This window comes from Mesorhizobium sp. M0910, from assembly GCF_040319465.1.
Lineage (GTDB): Bacteria > Pseudomonadota > Alphaproteobacteria > Rhizobiales > Rhizobiaceae > Mesorhizobium.
Genome location: NZ_JAMYNZ010000011.1, coordinates 108,590 through 127,702, shown reverse-complemented (window position 1 = coordinate 127,702; position 19,113 = coordinate 108,590). Strand labels below are relative to the sequence as shown.

Annotated in this window: 14 protein-coding genes; 7 read left to right on the top strand and 7 right to left on the bottom strand. The window is 62.5% G+C overall.

Annotated elements, in window-relative coordinates:
• Positions 1 to 67: 67 nt before the first annotated feature.
• Entirely contained in the window at positions 68 to 505 is a 438-nt protein-coding gene (locus NKH78_RS25065; RefSeq protein WP_352472517.1) for a CBS domain-containing protein, read from the bottom strand.
• A 490-nt stretch (positions 506 to 995) separates the two neighbouring features.
• Complete coding sequence (locus NKH78_RS25060; protein WP_352475745.1) at positions 996 to 1,793, bottom strand: AraC family transcriptional regulator; 798 nt, start codon at positions 1,791 to 1,793, stop codon at positions 996 to 998.
• Between the two features lie 277 nt (positions 1,794 to 2,070).
• On the opposite strand from NKH78_RS25060, the gene NKH78_RS25055 reads away from it, so the two are divergent.
• The 6 genes from NKH78_RS25055 to NKH78_RS25030 all read left to right on the top strand — a co-directional run bounded on the left by NKH78_RS25055 (position 2,071) and on the right by NKH78_RS25030 (position 11,059).
• The gene (locus NKH78_RS25055) at positions 2,071 to 3,537 is read left to right on the top strand and encodes an alpha-glucosidase/alpha-galactosidase (RefSeq protein ID WP_254819493.1); all 1,467 of its coding nucleotides are present in this window, start codon (positions 2,071 to 2,073) and stop codon (positions 3,535 to 3,537) included.
• Positions 3,538 to 3,662: 125 nt separating this feature from the next.
• Entirely contained in the window at positions 3,663 to 5,741 is a 2,079-nt protein-coding gene (locus NKH78_RS25050) for an ABC transporter substrate-binding protein (protein WP_352884544.1), read from the top strand.
• Positions 5,742 to 5,846: 105 nt separating this feature from the next.
• Positions 5,847 to 6,854 carry an ABC transporter permease gene (locus NKH78_RS25045; protein WP_352650414.1) on the top strand — a complete coding sequence of 336 codons (1,008 nt, stop codon included), beginning with the start codon at positions 5,847 to 5,849 and terminating at the stop codon, positions 6,852 to 6,854.
• A 1-nt stretch (position 6,855) separates the two neighbouring features.
• Positions 6,856 to 7,989, top strand: a complete 1,134-nt coding sequence (locus NKH78_RS25040) for an ABC transporter permease (RefSeq protein ID WP_292653801.1) — start codon at positions 6,856 to 6,858, stop codon at positions 7,987 to 7,989.
• Positions 7,990 to 7,999: 10 nt separating this feature from the next.
• Positions 8,000 to 9,667: an ABC transporter ATP-binding protein gene (locus NKH78_RS25035; protein WP_352475744.1), complete on the top strand. Its 1,668-nt coding sequence runs from the start codon at positions 8,000 to 8,002 to the stop codon at positions 9,665 to 9,667.
• A 21-nt stretch (positions 9,668 to 9,688) separates the two neighbouring features.
• A complete protein-coding gene (locus tag NKH78_RS25030) occupies positions 9,689 to 11,059 on the top strand; it encodes an alpha-glucosidase/alpha-galactosidase (RefSeq protein ID WP_352737336.1) in 1,371 nt (456 codons plus the stop codon).
• A gap of 96 nt (positions 11,060 to 11,155) precedes the next feature.
• On the opposite strand, the gene ftsZ is transcribed toward NKH78_RS25030, so the two are convergent.
• Together ftsZ and NKH78_RS25020 are read right to left on the bottom strand one after the other, a co-directional pair.
• Positions 11,156 to 12,163 carry a cell division protein FtsZ gene (gene ftsZ / locus NKH78_RS25025; protein WP_023677189.1) on the bottom strand — a complete coding sequence of 336 codons (1,008 nt, stop codon included), beginning with the start codon at positions 12,161 to 12,163 and terminating at the stop codon, positions 11,156 to 11,158.
• A 220-nt stretch (positions 12,164 to 12,383) separates the two neighbouring features.
• The gene (locus NKH78_RS25020; protein WP_352737337.1) at positions 12,384 to 13,502 is read right to left on the bottom strand and encodes an NAD(P)/FAD-dependent oxidoreductase; all 1,119 of its coding nucleotides are present in this window, start codon (positions 13,500 to 13,502) and stop codon (positions 12,384 to 12,386) included.
• Positions 13,503 to 13,667: 165 nt separating this feature from the next.
• On the opposite strand from NKH78_RS25020, the gene NKH78_RS25015 reads away from it, so the two are divergent.
• Positions 13,668 to 15,044, top strand: a complete 1,377-nt coding sequence (locus NKH78_RS25015; RefSeq protein ID WP_352737338.1) for an aspartate aminotransferase family protein — start codon at positions 13,668 to 13,670, stop codon at positions 15,042 to 15,044.
• 5 nt (positions 15,045 to 15,049) lie between these two features.
• Here NKH78_RS25015 and NKH78_RS25010 read toward each other — a convergent pair whose 3' ends face one another.
• From NKH78_RS25010 to NKH78_RS25000, 3 genes are read right to left on the bottom strand one after another with little or no spacing between them, the layout of a single operon-like run.
• A complete protein-coding gene (locus NKH78_RS25010) occupies positions 15,050 to 16,150 on the bottom strand; it encodes an alcohol dehydrogenase family protein (RefSeq protein WP_352737339.1) in 1,101 nt (366 codons plus the stop codon).
• 9 nt (positions 16,151 to 16,159) lie between these two features.
• On the bottom strand, positions 16,160 to 17,539 hold the full coding sequence (locus NKH78_RS25005; RefSeq protein WP_352737340.1) for an aspartate aminotransferase family protein: 1,380 nt from the start codon (positions 17,537 to 17,539) through the stop codon (positions 16,160 to 16,162).
• A 33-nt stretch (positions 17,540 to 17,572) separates the two neighbouring features.
• Positions 17,573 to 19,066, bottom strand: a complete 1,494-nt coding sequence (locus NKH78_RS25000; protein ID WP_352737392.1) for an NAD-dependent succinate-semialdehyde dehydrogenase — start codon at positions 19,064 to 19,066, stop codon at positions 17,573 to 17,575.
• Between the last annotated feature and the right edge of the window lie 47 nt (positions 19,067 to 19,113).

Genomic DNA, 19,113 nt, shown 5'->3' with positions numbered 1-19,113 from the left:
CGCCGGCAGACCGGCGTCTATCAAGCCGGCGGTTCGGTCGTGGCAAAGGCCGGCCGGTGGCGCGCCGTCAGTGTATCGTTTGCGAATGCTCGCCGCCGGGTTGCGAGATGCCGCTCAGCGCTTCACCTGCTGTCGCGGTCTCGCTGTTGGTGGCGAGGTCGCCCAGCGAAACGATGCCGACCAGGCGCTTGTCACGGTTTAGCACTGGCAAGCGGCGCACTTTCAGGTCAGCCATGTTGCGCAGAACATCCTCCGCGTCTTCGTCTTCGAAGCAATACCTGACCTCGGTACTCATCACTTCCCGTACCTTGGCGTCAGGTGTCTTGCCTTGGGCGACGCCGCGGATTGCGATGTCGCGATCGGTTACCATGCCGACAAGTCGATCGTTCTCGCCCACCGGCATCGCGCCGGCGTCGAGGCGACCCATCATTTCTGCCGCATCGCGCAGGGTTTGCTGCGGACTGGCGATCTCGACGTCCTTTGTCATGCAGTTGCCAACTTTCATTTTAACCTCCGTTGGTTGCAGGGCCCGCCGCCGAATTTCGTGATGGAAGGGTGAATGAGCGCCAGCGCAAAACGTTCCATGGCAAGACCCGTTTCGAGCGCTCCGCCAAATCACCCATCCTCCACTCCGACCGCCTTCACGCGGTCGGCCCGGGAAAGGTCGGTTCCGAAGGAATTTCGGAAGGCGTGCCAGGAGGAACTCCAAGTGGCTCCTGATCCGGCGTCGGAATTGGATCCGGCGAGGGCGGGGGTACGCCTGGAGGTTCTCCCGGCGGAGTCTCCGGCGGGGCAGGCGGCCGCGCCGGCTCCGGATTGGGATTGTCCGGCAGTGGATTCGGGTTGTTCGGATCGGGGTTGTTCATCGATCACTCCCCTGATATCTGTGGCCTGATCTCCACCAGAGCGGGGTGCGGCAGCGGCGAGCGGGCTCTCTTGTCCTAAACCGAGGGGAAGCAAAAGCGTTCCCTCACCTGGTGCCAAGCGGGGCCAATCTATCGGGCGGTTCCCAGGCTGGCATACATTCCGTTGGTGCGGAATTGCGTCGGGTTGATGCCGTAGAGGCGGCGGAAGACCTTGGAAAAATAATTGGCATCCTCGAAGCCGCACATGATGGCGACCTCCTTGACCGGCAGGAAATCGGCCTTCGTCAGCAACTTCGCCGCGCGCTGCAGTCGCTGCTGCAGCACGAATTCGGCGGGCGGAAGTCCCTCGCTCTCGGCGAAGCAGCGCGAGAAATGCGCGCGGCTCAGGCCGCTGATCTCGGCGAGATCGGCAACGCGGAGCGGCCTGTCGAGATTGGCCCTGATGTGGTCGATGACCGGCTGCATGGCGCTCTTGTCGTCGGTGACGGCATGCGAGCCGAAGACATCGTCGTAGAGCGCCATGGCGGCTTCATAGGCGACGGCCGAGGCGGCTCCCGGCGAGACCGCGCCCGTGATCAGGCGTACGCTGCAATCCGCGAGATGATCGATCGTCGAGGGCTGCAGCCGCAGCACCGGACCGACGGCGGCAAGGATCGACTTGTGGATGCGCAGTGCCTCCTCGCCGTTCATCGATATCCAGAAGAACTCCCAGCGTTCGCCCTTGGCCAGCCAGTAACGGTGGTTGTGCGGCACGAGGACCAGCAAAGTGTCGCCCTTTTGCAGGCGGTAGTTCCGGTTCTCGTAGCGCAATCGGCCGGTGCCGCTGATCGTATGCTGGAGCACGGTAAACGGCGTCTGGCCGCGCTTGCGCCCATCCCAGTCGTAGACCTCGTTCTCGCGCACTTCATAGCCGGTGCTTGTCGGCATGGTGTGTAGGCGCTGGCGCCCGCGCGGCAGCGATACCGTCCTGCCCGCCGGCCCGATGTCGATCAAGTTCCGCAGCACAAAATTACCCCTAAAAGCATAATCCTTCTCTGGTCGCGTGCCGAATTAGGCGCATAATCCCTCGAGAAAAGCAAAAGAAACCGCGGTCAACGAGCGGATGGGAGGAAGTGCCGGATTCCAGCCTGCATAATGTGGCAGGCGGGCCAGGCCTCTTTTCGCCGCCTTTGCCCTAGCGTTCGATCAGGTCGAGGTGAGGCTGATGAGTTTCAAGATCGCTATTATCGGTGCGGGAAGCGTCGGGTTCACCAAGAAGCTCTTCACCGACATTTTGTGCGTTCCTGAATTCAGGGATGTCGAATTCGCACTGACCGATCTCAGCGAACGCAACCTCCAGATGATCAAGTCGATCCTCGACAGGGTCGTCGAATTCAACAGGCTGCCGACCAAGGTTACGGCAACGACCGACCGCCGTGCCGCCCTCGAGGGTGCCCGCTACATTATCAGCTGCGTTCGCGTCGGCGGTCTCGAAGCCTATGCGGACGACATCCGCATTCCCTTGAAGTATGGCATCGACCAGTGCGTCGGCGACACGATCTGCGCCGGCGGCATCCTCTATGGCCAGCGCAACATTCCGGTAATCCTCGATTTCTGCAAGGATATCCTCGAAGTCGCCGAGCCTGGGGCGAAATTCCTAAACTACGCCAATCCGATGGCCATGAACACCTGGGCGGCGATCGAATATGGCAAGGTCGATACCGTCGGCCTTTGCCACGGCGTCCAGCATGGCGCCGACCAGATCGCCGAAGTGCTCGGCGCCAAGTCGCGCACCGAGCTCGACTACATCTGCTCCGGCATCAATCATCAGACCTGGTTCATCGACCTGCGTCTCAACGGCCGCAAGATCGGTAAGGACGAACTGGTTGCCGCCTTCGAGGCGCATCCGGTCTATTCGCAGCAGGAAAAGCTGCGCATCGATGTCCTGAAGCGCTTCGGCGTCTATTCGACCGAAAGCAACGGCCATCTTTCCGAATACCTGCCCTGGTATCGCAAGCGGCCGGACGAAATCACCCGCTGGATAGACATGTCCGACTGGATCCACGGCGAGACCGGCGGCTACCTTCGTTATTCGACCGAAACACGCAACTGGTTCGAAACGGAGTTCCCGCAATTTCTGGAATCCGCCGCCAGGCCGATAGACCCCGCCAAGCGCTCCAACGAGCATGCCAGCCACATTCTCGAGGCGCTGGAGACGAACCGCGTTTATCGCGGCCATTTCAACGTCAAGAACAACGGCATCGTCACCAACCTGCCGCAGGACGCCATCATCGAGTCGCCCGGCTTCGTCGATCGCTTCGGCATCAACATGGCTGCAGGCATCACGCTGCCGGAGGCCTGCGCCGCCACTTGCACTTCCTCGATCAACGTCCAGCGCATGTCGGTTCATGCGGCGATCTCAGGCGATATCGACCTGCTGAAGCTCGCCGTCCTGCACGATCCGCTGGTCGGCGCGGTTTCGACGCCGGAAGAGGTTTGGCAAATGGTGGACGAAATGGTCGTCGCCCAGGCCCGCTGGCTGCCTCAATATGCCGATGCGGTGCCGGCCGCGAAGGAGCGGCTTTCGAAATCCAGGATCAAGACCCGTGAATGGGCCGGAGCGGCACGGCGCGACGTCCGTTCGATCGAGGAACTACGTGCGGAAAAAACGGCTCTCAAGCAGGCCGTCTGAATTTCGCCAGGACGGATCGCGGCAAGCTTTCGGGAGGAATTTTCGGCACCGCACCCGGAAGTACATTCGTTCGAGGAGAAATGGAGCGGCGTCAACGCGCTCCTGAACAACAGGGAGGAGAGACGATGAGGAATTTCCGAAACATTGGCATTCTCGCCGGGCTGGCGCTTAGCGTCTCGGCCTCGGCCCTGAACGCGTATGCATCCGAGCCGACCGTGCCGCCGGTGCCCGCGCAATTTCCGGCCGAGGGAAAGATCAAGTACGTCGCGCGCGACTCCATCCTGGAGTTCAAGGCACTTCCGGAATACCACGAACCCGATTGGGTCACCGACAAATACGTCAAGGCAGGCAAGCTGCCGCCGGTCAAGGACCGGTTACCGAAGGAGCCGCTGGTCTTCAAGACCGGCAATATGCCGGACGGCGTCGGTGTCTACGGTGATACGATGCGTCATGTCATCGGCGGCCGGCCGGAGGGCTGGAACTATGGCGCCGGCCAGACGCAGGGCTGGGGCGGCATCGACATCGGCCTTTCCGAATGCCTGACGCGCACCGCGCCGCTGTTCCAGGTCGAGGCCAAGGACACGGAGCCGCTGCCGAACCTCGCCAGGAGCTGGGACTGGTCCAAGGACGGCCACACGCTGACGATGCATCTGGTCGAGGGCGCGAAATGGTCGGACGGCGTTCCGTTCAACGCCGACGATGTGATGTTCTACTGGGACGACGAGGTGATCGACCCTAATGTGTCGCCGCTGAACGGTGCCACGCAGGAGACCTTCGGCGTCGGCACGACGCTGAAGAAAATCGACGACTACACCGTCGAGTGGACGTTCAAGGACGCCTTTCCGAAGCAATACCTTTACGCCATGGCTTACGGCACCTTCTGTCCGGGCCCGTCGCATATCCTCAAGCCGCAGCATCCGAAATATTCGAAGAACACCTACGAGCAGTTCAAGAACGCCTTCCCGCCGGAATATATGAACATGCCGGTGATGGGTGCCTGGGTGCCGGTGGCATACCGCCCCGACGACATCATCGTCATGCGTCGCAATCCGTACTATTGGAAGGTCGACGAGAAGGGCAACCAGCTGCCGTATCTCAACGAGTTGCACTACAAATTGTCGACCTGGGCCGACCGCGACGTTCAGGCGGTATCGGGGGCGGGAGACTTCTCCAATCTGGAGCAGCCGGAGAACTTCGTCGCCTCGCTGAAGCGCGCGGCACAAAAGGACGCGCCGGCACGGCTTGCGTTCGGTCCGCGGCTGATCGGCTATAATCTGCGCATGAATTTCTCAGCCAATGGCTGGGGTAACCCCGACGAGCGCGGACAGGCGATACGCGAGCTGAACCGCAACGAGGATTTCCGCAAGGGCGTCACCATGGCGCTCGACCGCAAGGCGCTCGGCGACTCGCTGGTCAAGGGTCCGTTCACTGCCATCTATCCCGGCGGCTTCTCCTCGGGCACGAGCTTCTACGACCGGAAGTCGACGGTCTACTACCCCTTCGATCTCGAAGGCGCCAAGGCGGAACTCGCCAAGGCAGGCCTAAAGGACGGCGACGGCTTCGTCAATTTTCCTGCCGGCACCGCCGGCGGCAAGAATGTCGAGATCGTGATGCTCGTCAACAACGATTACACCACCGACAAGAGCCTCGCGGAGGGCGTCGTCGGTCAGATGGAGAAGTTAGGTATTCGCGTTGTCCTGAACGGGTTGAACGGTACCCAGCGCGATCAGGCCAATTACTCCGGTCGCTTCGACTGGCTGATAAGGCGCAACGAAACGGAACTCACCTCGGTCGTGCAGAACACCGAGCAACTGGCGCCGGTCGGCCCACGCACCAGCTGGAACCACCGCGCTCCGGAAAACGGCCAGGTAGATCTGATGCCCTTCGAGAAGGACCTTGTCGATATCGTCAACAAGTTTGTCTCGGCGCAGGACAATGACCAGAGGGCCAGCCTGATGAAGCAGTTCCAGAAGATCTCGACGGAACACGTCTATACCGTCGGGCTCACCGAATATCCCGGCGCGCTGATCATCAACAAACGTTTCTCCAATATCCCGCAGGGAACGCCAATCTTCATGTTCAACTGGGCCGAGGACTCGATCGTCCGCGAGCGGGTCTGGGTGGCCGCCGACAAGCAGCAGAAATATGAGCTGTTTCCCGAACAGCTTCCCGGAAAGCCCGGGGACAAGGGTCCGACGAACTGAGTTTCCTCCCCTGACTTGAAAATTCCCGGCCGCGCTGCTGGCGCGGCCGGGACAAAGCCAGCGGTGAGGGATAACTGAGAATCTGAGCGAGGAGCAAAACGGTCGATGCTGCGATTTCTGCTTATGCGCATAGCATCCGCAATACCGGTTCTCGCCATTTTGAGCGTGGTTACCTTCGCGATCATCCAGGCACCGCCGGGTAACTATGCCGACTATATCCGCTTGCAGCTCATCAACCAGGGTGGAGCCTCCTTTGCCGAGGCCGATGCTCAGGCGAAGGCTTACAGCGTGGAGCACGGCCTCGATAAGCCGGTTCCGCTCCAATACCTGAACTGGATCGGCGGCATCATCACCCGCGGCGATTTCGGCCACAGCCTGTATTACAACAAGCCCGTCGCCGACGTGGTGGGCGAGCGGCTGCCGCGCACGCTGCTGCTTGCGCTTGTCTGCCACCTGTTGGCATCGGTGCTGGGCATCGGCTTCGGCATCTGGGCGGCGACCAGACAGTACAGCTGGATCGACAGTACGCTGTCAGCGATTTCCTTCCTCGGAATGACGGTACCGCGCTTCCTGATGGCGCTGATCATCGTCTATCTGCTGGTCTTCCAGTTTAACGTCTCCGAGATCGGCAGCTTCTTTTCGCCGCAATTTGGCGGGGCGCCGTGGTCCTGGGCGAAGTTCGTCGATCTCGTCCGGCATGTCTGGCCGGTTGTCGCCATCGCGACCTTCGGCGGGCTCGCCTACAACATGCGGGTGATGCGCGGCAATCTGCTCGACACGCTTAACGCGCAGTATGTCGAGACCGCTCGCGCCAAGGGCCTCAGCGGCGGTGCGGTCGTCATGCGCCATGCGGTGCCCAATGCGCTGCATCCGCTGGTTATGTATCAGGGCGTGGTGCTGCCCTATATGCTGACCGGCGAGATCGAGACGGCGATCATCTTTGCCCTGCCGACCGTTGGCCCGGCGATCGTCGGCTCGATGGCGGTTGGCGACGTCTATGTCACGGCGACCTTCATGATGGTGCTGTCGGCAACGCTGATCGTTGGCAACATCATCGCCGACATGCTGCTCGTTATGCTCGACCCGCGTGTGCGCCAATATGCAGGGTCCTGAGATGCTTGCCTTCGAGCCCTCGCTGCCGCCGCTTGCCGAGGAATCGGCCAAGATCAAGCCGCGCGGCAATGAGAGCTACATCGCGCTCGTCTGGCGCCGCCTGAAACGGTCCTGGACCGGCATGGCCGGGCTCATCCTGGTCGCGTTTCTGGTGCTGCTGGCGGTGTTCGCCGACTTCTTCGCACCGATGGATCCCAAGGTGACCGATGTCGGCTTTGCCCCGCCGCAGATGATGAGCTTCCATGACAAAGATGGCAACTTCGTCTTCCAGCCACGCGTCTATGCTCTGGCGGATTCGGAAGACCTCGACCCGGTTACCTTCCAACCCGTCGTCGGGCCGGACTACGACCATCCGCGGCTGCTCGGCTTCTTCGTCAAGGGAGCGGAGTACAGACTGCTCGGCCTGCTTCCCGCAAACCGGCACTTTTTCGGCTCGACCGACGGCCAGCCGGTGCATTTCCTTGGCACCGACAAATTCGGCCGCGATGTGCTGGCTCGTGCGATCTATGGTTCGCGCATCTCGTTGATGATCGCATTGACGGTGGTCTTCATCGTCACCGTGATCGGTACGACAGTCGGCATGGTGTCGGGCTATTTCGGCGGCACATTCGATGTCTGGGTCCAGCGCTTCGTCGAACTGGTGCTCGCATTTCCGCAATTGCCGCTTTATCTGGCGCTGACGTCGCTTGTTCCGGTGACGGCGCCGACGAATGTCTTCCTGGCCTTCGTCATCGTCGTCATGTCGGCGCTCGGCTGGGCGCAGATGTCGCGCGAGGTGCGCGGCAAGACCTTGGCGCTGGCGCGGATCGACTACGTCCGTGCGGCGATGGCGGTCGGCGCCACAGATGGCCGCATCATCATGCAGCACATTTTTCCAAACGTGATGAGCCACGTCATCGTTGCCGTCACATTGGCGATCCCCAGCGTCGTCCTGCTCGAATCCTTCCTCGGTTTTCTCGGCTTCGCGGTGAAGCCGCCGCTGATCTCCTGGGGCCTGATGCTGCAGGACACCGCGACCTATTCGGTCATCGGCACCTATCCCTGGATCCTCTCGCCGGTCGGCTTCGTGCTTGTCACCGTCTTCGCGTTCAACGCGCTTGGCGATGGATTGCGCGATGCGGTCGATCCGTATTGAGCGTGACATGATGCAACACGCGCTCGTCAAATCCTTCGCACCGCCTGTCCGGCTCGACCATGACGGCCGTTCGGAAAAACCGGTCATCGATGCCCGCAACATCGCCGTCGATTTCAAGGTCGAGCACGGCATGATCGAAGCCGTCAAGGACATCTCCTTCCAGCTCTATCGCGGCGAGACGATCGCCATTGTCGGCGAGTCGGGATCGGGCAAGTCGGTGACGGCGCGCACCGTCATGGGACTGTTGTCGAAACGCGCGGTCGTGTCGCCGAAATCGACTGTCGAATACAACGGGGCGAACATCCTGAAATATTCCGAGCGTGCGCGGCGCAAACTGCGCGGCGACCGCATCTCGATGATCTTTCAGGAGCCGATGAGTTCGCTCAACCCGATCTACACGATCGGCAGCCAGATCGTCGAGGCGATACGGGTGCATCGCAAGATGAGCCGCAGGCAGGCCGAAGCAAGAGCGCTCGAGCTGCTGCAGCAGGTACAGATTCCTGAGCCCCAGGCGCGGCTGAAACAATACCCGCACCAGCTTTCCGGCGGCCAACGCCAGCGTGTGATGATCGCCATGGCGCTGGCCAACGATCCCGATGTGCTGATCGCCGATGAGCCGACGACGGCGCTCGACGTCACGGTTCAGGCGCAGATCCTCAATCTCATCCGAAACCTGCAGAAGAAACTGCGCATGGCGGTGATCCTGATCACGCACGACCTGACCGTGGTGCGGCAGTTCTCCGACTATGTCTACGTCATGCAGCATGGGGAGATGCGCGAGCACAATGTGACGGAGAGGCTGTTTGCCGATCCGCAGCATCCCTACACCTGTCACCTGCTTGCCTCCGAGCCGCGCGGCCAGGCAAATCCGTTGCCCGAAGGCGCCGACGTCATTCTTGAAGCCAAGGATGTGCGCGTCTCCTTCATGCTGCGGCATGGCACGTTCATGAGGCCGGACCTGCGCGAACTCGTCGCCGTCGACAGTCTCAGCCTGACCCTTCGGCGGCACGAGACGCTGGGTCTCGTCGGCGAATCCGGATCCGGCAAGACCACCTTCGGCGAGGCGTTGCTCAGGCTCAACACCACGGACAGCGGCGAGATCTATTTCGATGGCCAGCCGATCCATGGCTGTTCACGTTCGCAGATGCGGCCGTTGCGGTCGCGCATGCAGGTCGTCTTCCAGGATCCGTTTTCGTCGCTCAACCCACGCATGACGATCGGCCAGATCATCGAGGAAGGGCTGGTCGTCAACCGAATCGGCGCCACCAGGAACGATCGGATAGAGCGGGTGCGCGAGGCGCTGATCAGCGCCGGCATGCCCGGCGATATCCTGTCGCGCTTCCCGCACGAGTTTTCCGGCGGCCAGCGCCAGCGTATTGCGATTGCCCGCGCCGTCGCGCTCGAACCGGAATTCATCGTACTCGACGAGCCGACATCGGCACTGGATCTCTCCGTCCAGGCGCAGATCATCGAATTGCTGCGCAAGCTGCAGCGCGAACGGGGCCTGAGCTACATCTTCATCTCGCACGACCTCAAGGTCGTTCGGGCGCTGTGCCACCGCGTCATCGTCATGCAGCACGGCAAGATCGTCGAAGAGGGGCCGGTCGACGAAGTCCTGTCCCATCCCAAAACCGCTTACACCGAACGGCTGGTCAAGGCCGCTTTCGAGGTAGCCTGATTGCTTAAGCCGGAGGTCGTTGTGGCAAGAAATCCCAAGGTCGCTTTCATCGGAGCTGGCTCGACGGTGTTCATGAGGAACATCGTCGGCGACATATTGCAGCGTCCGGCCTTATCCGGCGCGACGATCGCACTGATGGACATCAATCCGCAACGGCTCGAGGAAAGCGCAATCGTGGTCGGCAAGCTGATCTCGACGCTCGGCGTGAAGGCCAAAGCCGAAACCTATTCGGACCAGCGCAAGGCGCTGGCGGGCGCCGATTTCGTCGTCGTCGCCTTCCAGATCGGCGGCTACGAGCCCTGCACCGTCACCGACTTCGAAGTTCCGAAGAAATACGGTCTGCGCCAGACCATCGCCGATACGCTCGGTGTCGGCGGCATCATGCGCGGCTTGAGAACCGTGCCGCATCTCTGGAAGATCTGCGAGGACATGCTCGCAATCTGCCCGCAGGCGATCATGCTGCAGTATGTCAACCCGATGGCGATCAACACCTGGGCGATCGCGGAGAAATATCCCGACATCAAGCAGGTCGGCCTCTGCCATTCGGTACAAGGCACAGCGATGGAACTGGCGCACGATCTCGACATTCCCTACGAGGAGATTCGCTACCGCTCGGCCGGCATCAATCACATGGCCTTCTACCTGAAGTTCGAGCATCGCCAGCCGGATGGCTCCTATCGCAACCTCTACCCGGATCTGCTGCGCGCCTACAGCGAAGGGCGGGCACCGAAGCCCGGATGGAATCCGCGCTGCCCGAACAAGGTGCGCTACGAGATGCTGAAACGCCTCGGCTACTTCGTCACCGAGAGCTCCGAACATTTCGCGGAATACACGCCCTATTTCATCAAGGACGGGCGCGACGATCTGATCGAGAAATTCGGTATCCCGCTCGACGAATACCCGAAGCGCTGCATCGAGCAGATCGAACGCTGGAAGGGGCAAGCGGAAGCCTATCGCTCGGCTGACAAGATCGAAGTGGAGCAGTCGAAGGAATATGCGTCCTCGATCATGAACTCGGTCTGGACCGGCGAGCCGTCGGTGATCTACGGCAACGTCCGCAACAATGGCTGCATCACGTCGTTGCCATATAATTGCGCGGCCGAGGTGCCATGCCTCGTTGACGCCTCGGGCATTCAACCCACCTTCATCGGCGAGCTGCCGGTGCAGCTCACCGCGCTGATCCGTACCAATATCAACGTCCAGGAGCTGACGGTCCAGGCGCTGATGACCGAAAACCGCGAGCACATCTATCACGCGGCGATGATGGACCCGCATACGGCGGCTGAGCTCGACCTCGACCAGATATGGTCGCTGGTCGACGATTTGCTGGTTGCGCATGGCGATTGGCTGCCGGCCTGGGCGCGTGGAGCGCGCAGCGTTCGGGCGGCCTGAGTAGCGGATACAGCTCGCGAGCAACCGTCGGCTGATGGGAAGTCATCGACGGCGCGCGGCCCTGGTGACGCGAGGCTGGTAGTCAGCGATACGCGTTCAGTTCATGCGAACTTCCGGTTCGGCAAGCAGTGGAATCTCCAGGCCACGCCGCAAGCCGGTCGCCACGACCGATACCCTGAATTTTCCGGCGAGTGCCTTGTCGAAGATGGCGCCGACGATGATGTCGGCATCGTTGTCGACCTCCTCGCGGATGCGGGTTGCGGCTTCGTCGACTTCGAACAGCGTCATGTCCATGCCGCCCGATATCGAGACAAGGACGCCTTTGGCGCCCATCATCGAAGCTTCGTCGAGCAGCGGGTTGGCGATTGCCGCTTCCGCCGCCTTCTTGGCGCGGCCTTCTCCGGCGGCCTCGCCGGTCCCCATCATGGCGCGGCCCATGTCGCGCATCACCGACTTTACATCGGCGAAGTCGAGATTGATCAGGCCTTCCTTGACGATCAGATCGGTGATGCAGCCGACACCCGCGTAAAGAACCCGGTCGGCCATGGCGAAGGCATCGGCGAACGTGGTTCTGGCGTCGGCGATCCTGAACAGGTTCTGGTTGGGGATGACGATGACGGTATCGGCGCTTTCGCGCAGGCGCTCGATGCCCTCGTCGGCAGCGTACATGCGGCGCCTGCCTTCGAAGACAAATGGCTTGGTAACGACGGCGACGGTCAGTATTCCGGCTGCCCGTGCTGCCTGCGCTATAACAGGCGCGGCACCGGTGCCGGTCCCGCCTCCCATGCCGGCGGTCACGAAGCACATATGCGTTCCAGCAAGGTGATCCATGATCTCGTCGATGGATTCCACGGCCGCGGCACGGCCGACCTCGGGCAGGGAACCGGCGCCGAGACCTTCGGTGATATGAGCGCCCAACTGGATCAGCCTCGTTGCCTTCGACATCGCAAGGGCCTGGGCATCGGTGTTGGCGACGATGAATTCCGCGCCCTGCAGGCCTTCGGCGATCATGTTGTTGACGGCGTTGCCGCCGCCGCCGCCGACCCCGACGACGGTGATCTTGGGCCTCATCTCCGAGATTACCGGCCTCGTCGCGGTGTTCATTGCCGTTCTCCCTGGATACGCCGAGTGGTCGCTGGAAGCTTGTCCCGGGCGCACTGCGAAAACTTTGAACCGGCCAGTGCGAATCAGGACAGCCCAGAGTGCAGGGAATCAGAGCGCGGAGCGGGCTGCAAGTGCGCGATGTGCCTCATAGGCGACTTGCGCCTGAAAGTTCACGCAATGCGCCTTGATACAGTGCAGATCGTTGCGCGGGCGCCGCACGCTACAAGTTCGGCGCGAGGCACTGCGCGACATGGTCGGCAATCGCCAGGCAGGAGGTCAGGCCGGGGCTTTCGATGCCGAACAGGTTGACCAGGCAATCCACGCCGTGCACCGCCACGTCCTGGATGACGAAGTCGGCATTGGCCTCACCGGGACCGGACAGTTTTGGCCGGATGCCGCTGTAAGCGGGCTGCAGGCTGTCATCGGCCAGCTCCGGCCAGTATTTGCGGATCTCGCTGTAGAAGCGCTCGCCACGAGTTGGGTCGACGCGATAGTCGAGTTGATCGGTCCATTCGACGTCCGGCCCGAAGCGGATGACGCCGTCGAGATCGAGCGTCAGATGAACACCGAGCCCGCCGGGTTCGGGCACCGGATAGACCAATCGCGAGAACGGCGCCCGGCCGGTCACCGAAAAATAATTGCCCTTGGCATAATGGAGCTTAGGCACGAATTGCTGATTGAGCCCTTCAAGCGAACCTGCAAGTGCTGCCGCGCCAAGCCCGGCGGCATTGACGAAACGCGGAGTGGCGATTTCGAAGCGCTCGCCGCCGGCAGCGTCCACCGTCTCGAGCACGACGCGGCCCGCTTCGATGCGGCCGGAGGCGATGTGCGTGTTGAGACTAAGTGCCGCCCCGTGCGCTTCGGCATCAGCCAGCAAGGCGAGCATCAGGGCATGGCTGTCGATGATCCCGGTGGCCGGCGACAGCAACGCTGCCGTACACCTAAGGCTGGGCTCCAGCGCATGCGCCTCGGCTTCGCGCAACGGCACCAGGTCGCCGGCGCCGCAAGCGCGTGCATTGGCCCGGATTGAGGCGAGCACCGGCTCCTGTTCGGCATTTGTGGCAACGATGAGCTTGCCGCAGCGCGCGTGCGGGATCGCCCGCTCCTCGCAATAGCGATAGAGTCTTTCCCGGCCGGCCACGCAGAACCGGGCCTTCAGCGATCCAACCGGATAGTGGAGGCCGGCATGGATGACCTCGGAATTGCGCGAGCTTGTCCCGGTGCCGATGGCGTTCTCGGCTTCCAGGACCAGCGTATCGATGCCGCGCTGCGCCATCTCTCGCGCGATCGCCAGGCCTACAACACCGGCGCCGGCGACAATGCAGTCGACATGGTCCACGGTTAGGTCAAGCCGAAGTTCTGCATGCGTCCACCCATCCGCTGGCCCTGTCGAAAGCGCTTGACACTATACCGTTCGAGAAAGATGCATCAAAGGCATAACGCACGGGGACCTTCTGAGCCGGACCGGCGGCAGGACTGTTTCGCGTGCAGCACAGGAGCCGTCATGGACGCACGACCGAATTCACCCGAAGCCCGCGACATAAGCTTTCACATGCATGGCTATACGAATGCGCGCAAGCATCAGGAGTCGGGGCCGCTCGTCATCGAGAAGGGCGACGGCATCTATGTCGAGGACCTTGGCGGCAACCGCTATATCGAGGCGATGGCGGGGCTCTGGAGCGTCGCGGTCGGTTTTTCGGAGAAGCGGCTGGTCGATGCGGCAGTACGGCAAATGTCGAAGCTGCCTTACTATCACGATTTCGGCTCCAAATCGCATTCGCCGCTGATCGATCTCGCCGAGAGACTGGTGCAGATGGCGCCGGTGCCGATGAGCAAGGCGTATTTCACCAATTCCGGTTCCGAGGCCAACGATACGGCCATGAAGATGATCTGGTACCGGTCGAATGCGCTCGGCCAGCCGGCGCGCAAGAAGATCATCAGCCGCAAGAAGGGCTATCACGGCGTCACCATCGCCTCGGCAAGCCTGACCGGACTGCCCAACAACCACACTTCCTTTGACCTGCCGATTGCCAATGTGCTGCACACCTCGACGCCGCACCATTGGCGCGAGGCGCTGTCGGGTGAAAGCGAAGAGCTGTTTTCGACGCGGCTCGCCGACGAGCTGGAAACGCTGATCCTGGCCGAAGGACCGGAAACCATCGCCGCCTTTTTCGGCGAACCGATCATGGGCGCCGGCGGCGTCATCGTTCCGCCGGCCGGCTACTGGGAGAAGATACAGGCGGTGCTGTCGAGATACGACATCCTGCTCGTCGCCGACGAGGTGATCTGCGGCTTTGGCCGAACAGGTGAGATGTTCGGCTCGCAGACCTTCGGCATCAGGCCTGACATCATGGTGCTGTCGAAGCAGATCTCTTCGTCCTATCTGCCGATCTCGGCCCTGCTGATCAACGAAAAGGTATTCGGGCCGATCGCTGATGAAAGCAATCGTATCGGCACCTTCGGCCACGGTTTCACCGGCGGCGGCCATCCCGTTGCGGCCGCAGTCGCCCTCGAGAACCTGAAGCTGATCGAGGAGCGCGACCTTGTCGGCAATGCGCGCACAGTCGGTGCGCATATGCAGAAGCGGCTGCGCACACTCGCTTCGCACCCGCTTGTCGGCGAGGTGCGTGGCGTCGGCCTGATCGCGGCGGTCGAACTGGTCGGCGACAAGCCGAACAAGGCGCCGTGGGACACGGTCGGGGCGCTGGGCGGGCTCGTCAACGGGTTCATGCAGCAGAACGGCGTCATCTCGCGCAATATGGGCGATGCGCTGGCTTTCTGCCCGCCGCTGATCACCACCGAGCCTCAGGTCGACCAGGTGATCGACGCGTTTGAACGGTCGCTCGAGGCTGCCGCCAAACAGGTTGAATCACAGAGCTGATCGCACTATTTAGCGACGCCGCCCGCGTCCGGCACGACGACCAGCTTGCCGACGAAGTCCTTGGCGATGAAATCGGCCTGGGCGCGATGAAAATCGGACAGCTTGTAGACGCCGCCGACCAGCGGCCGGATCTTCTTCTCCTCGATGTAGCGCACGATGCGGCGGAAATCCGCGCGTGTGCCCTGGCTCGAGCCATGCAGCTGGAGCTGTTTCAGGTACATGGTGCGCAGATCCAGCTGCACGACCGGGCCGGCAATTGCACCAGCCGTGGTATAGCGGCCTTCCGGCCTGAGGATGCGCAGCAGGTCGTTGAAGATCGCGCCGCCGACGAGGTCGGCCACCACGTCGATCGGCCGGCCGCCGGTCGCCTCGTTGACGGCGGCCGGCAGATCGGCAACGCCACGGGTGATCACCGCCTCGGCCCCGATGTCACGCACGGCCTGTTCCTTGCCCTTGCCGGCAACGGCATAGGGAATGGCGCCGCGTGCCCGCGCCAGCTGCACGATGCCGGAGCCGACGCCGCCCGAGGCGCCGGTGACCAGCACACGCTCGCCGGCTTTCAATGCGGCGCGTTCCAACATCTGCTCGCCGGTGAGATAGGCGCAGCAGAAAGTGGCAAGTTCGACGTCGCTCAGATCGGTGCTGACGACATGGGCGTTCTCGGCCGGCACTGTCTGGTATTCGGCATAGCCGCCGTCGCGGCCGTGGCCCATATAGTCGATGTCGGCGAGTGAATCGTCGTCGCGATTGTAGATGGAGAAATCGACCATCACCCGCTCGCCGATGCGGGCCGGCGACACGCCGTCGCCGACGGCAACGATGTTGCCGACCGTGTCGGTGCCCTGGATGCGCGGGAAGGTCAGTGTGTTGCCTTGCCGCCGCCATGTCGAGACGGCGGCTGCATCCTCCTCAGTGCCATAGGCGCCCTGGCGCACCCAGACATCGGTGTTGTTCATGCCGCAAGCGGTGACCTTGACCAGCACCTCGCCCGGAGCGGGCGAGGGCACTTTGACGTCGGTGCGGTAGACGAGCTTTTCCGGCCCGCCGTGCCCGATCAGCTGCACGGCGGCCATGGTGGTGGGGAGGGTTTTGGTCATGGCATTCATGTCGGTTCTTCAGATGCTGGCAAACACGCTCTTCACCGCGTCGGCCGTCTTGGAGACGACGATGTCGGCCTCTTGCCGTGTCAGGCAGAGCGGCGGCGCGAAACCGAGAATGTCGCCCTGCGGCATGGCGCGGCCGATGACGCCGCTTGCCGCAAGGGTGGTCGCGACCTGCGGTCCGATCTTTTGCGAGGCGTCGAAGAACACGCGGTCGTCCCGGTCGGCGACGAACTCGATTGCCGCCAGCATGCCGTCGCCGCGCACCTCGCCAACGTTTTTGTGGCCGCCGACGGCTTTCGTCAGCTCGGCGCGGAAATAGGCGCCGGTCTCGCCGGCGTTCCGCACCAGGTCCATCTCGTCGATCAGTTCCAGGTTGGCGACGCCGGCGGCCACGCAGATCGGATGCGCCGAATAGGTCCAGCCATGGCCGAGCGAGCCGAGCTTGTCGGAGCCTTGGACGAGCACCTGCCACACCTTGTCGGAGACGATGACGCCGGAGAGCGGCGCATAGGCCGAGGTCAGGCCCTTGGCGATGGTGATCAGGTCGGGCTTGATGCCGTAGTGGTCGGAGCCGAACATGGTACCCAATCGGCCGAAGCCGGTGACTACTTCATCGGCGATCAAAAGCACGTCGTATTTCTTCAGCACCGCCTGGATCTTCTCCCAGTAGCCGGCTGGCGGCGGCACGATGCCGCCGGTGCCGAGGATCGGCTCGCCGATGAAGGCGGCGACCGTTTCCAGCCCTTCGGCGAGGATCATCTCCTCGAGCTTGTCGGCGCAGTATTGCGAAAACTGCTCTTCACTTAGCGAACGGTCGGCGCGGCGGAAATAGTAGGGCGCCTCGGTGTGCAGGACCGGCGCACGCGGCAGGTCGAAGGCGTTGTGGAACAGGTCGAGGCCGGTCAGCGATCCGGTCATGATGCCGGAGCCGTGATAACCGCGCCAGCGCGAGATGATCTTCTTCTTCTCGGACCGGCCGAGCACGTTGTTGTAGTACCAGATCAGCTTGATGTTGGTTTCATTGGCGTCTGAACCGGAGAGCCCGAAATAGACCCTCGACATGCCTTGCGGCGCGCGGTCGATGATCATCTTGGACAGCGTGATCGACGCCTCGGTGCCGTGCCCGACATAGGCATGGTAATAAGCGAGATTCTTGGCCTGCGCGGCGATGGCGTCGGCGATCTTCTGGCGGCCATAACCGACATTGACGCAGTAGAGCCCGGCGAAGGCATCGATGCTTTTGCGCCCGTTGTTGTCCCAGATGGTGACGCCTTCGCCGCCGGCGATCACACGGGTCGGGCTCTCGCCACGCGCGTGGGTTCCCATATGGGTCGAGGGATGGAAGAAGTGATCGCGGTCCCAGGCGGCGAGTTCGTTTGACTGGTCGAGCATTTTTAACTCCTCAGGGAAAGTGTCGGGCGCGGCTCACGCCACGTCGAGACAGAGATATTTGAGATCGGTAAAGGCTTCGAGCCCGTGACGCGAGCCCTCGCGGCCGATGCCGGACTGCTTGACGCCGCCGAAAGGGATCGGCGCGCCCGTGATCTTGACGCGGTTGATGGCGACCATGCCATAGTCGAGCGCGCGGCCAATGCGCAATTGCCTACCGCCGTTTTCGGTGACGACATAGGCGACGAGGCCGTATTCGGTGGCATTGGCGCGGGCGACGACTTCCTCTTCGCTGTCGAAGGGCGTCACGGCGGCGACCGGACCGAAGGTCTCCTCGAACATGATCAGGGTGTCGTCGTCAACATCGGCCAGCAGGGTCGGCTGGTAGAACAGCGGACCGGCCGGATGGCGCTTGCCGCCGGTCAGGCAGCGCGCGCCTTTGGCGAGCGCATCGGCCACCTGCTCCTCGACCTTCTTGACGGCGCGTTCGTGCATCAAGGGTCCGATTTCGGTGTCGTCAGCCAGGCCATTGCCGGTCCGCAATGCCTCGACGCGTTTGGCGAAAGCAGCGCAGAACCGATCGTAGAGCGGGCGCTGGACATAGATGCGGTTGGCGGCGAGGCAGTCCTGGCCGGAGGTCGCGAATTTCGCGTCGACCGCAATGACGACAGCCTTGTCGAGATCGGCGTCGGCGAAGACGATCAGCGGCGCATGACCGCCGAGTTCCATCACCAGCCGCTTCATCGTCGGCGCACTCTGTGCGGCGATCAGCCTGCCGATCTCGGTCGAGCCGGTGAAGCTCATGGCGCGAACCCGCGGGTCTTCGCACATCCGCCCAACGATAGTCGAAGCCCTGCCGGTGAGGACGTTGAAAACGCCGGCCGGCAGGCCGGCGCGTTCGCCAAGCTCGGCCAGCGCCAGTGCCGACAGCGGCGTTTCCGAGGAAGGATGCGCGACGATCGTGCAACCGGCGGCAAGGGCGGCAGCCGCCTTGCGGGTCAGCATGGCCGCTGGAAAATTCCACGGCGTGACGACGCCGACGACGCCAAGCGGCTCGCGCCGCACCATCATCTCGGTATCAGGCAGATGGCTGGTGACGCTTTCGGCGTTGAGACGTTTGGCCTCCTCGGCATACCATTCGACAAAAGAGGCGGCATAGTCGATCTCGCCGAGCGATTCCTTCAGCGGCTTGCCTTGTTCGAGCGTCATCAGCAGAGCCAGGTCATTCTTGGCGGCGACGATCAGATCGAACCATTTTCGCAAGATTTTCGACCTTTCCTGCGGCAGCGATGCGCGCCAAGCAGGAAAGGCGCGCGATGCCGCATCGATCGCCAATGTCGTCTGCCGGGCATCGAGCGCGGCAACAAAAGCGACGGTGGATCCGGTGGCCGGATCGGTTACCTCGAAACTCTCCGCGGTCTCGCTCGCCGTCCAGTGGCCAGCGACATAGGCGAGTTCGCGCAGCAGCCGTCGGTCGGCGAGGCGATCAAGTGCTTCATGGCGGTGCGAGCGGGCAAAATGTGCGGACATCATCGGGCTCCCGGTTCGGGTGATGCCGCAAGACTATCTCTGCCGCG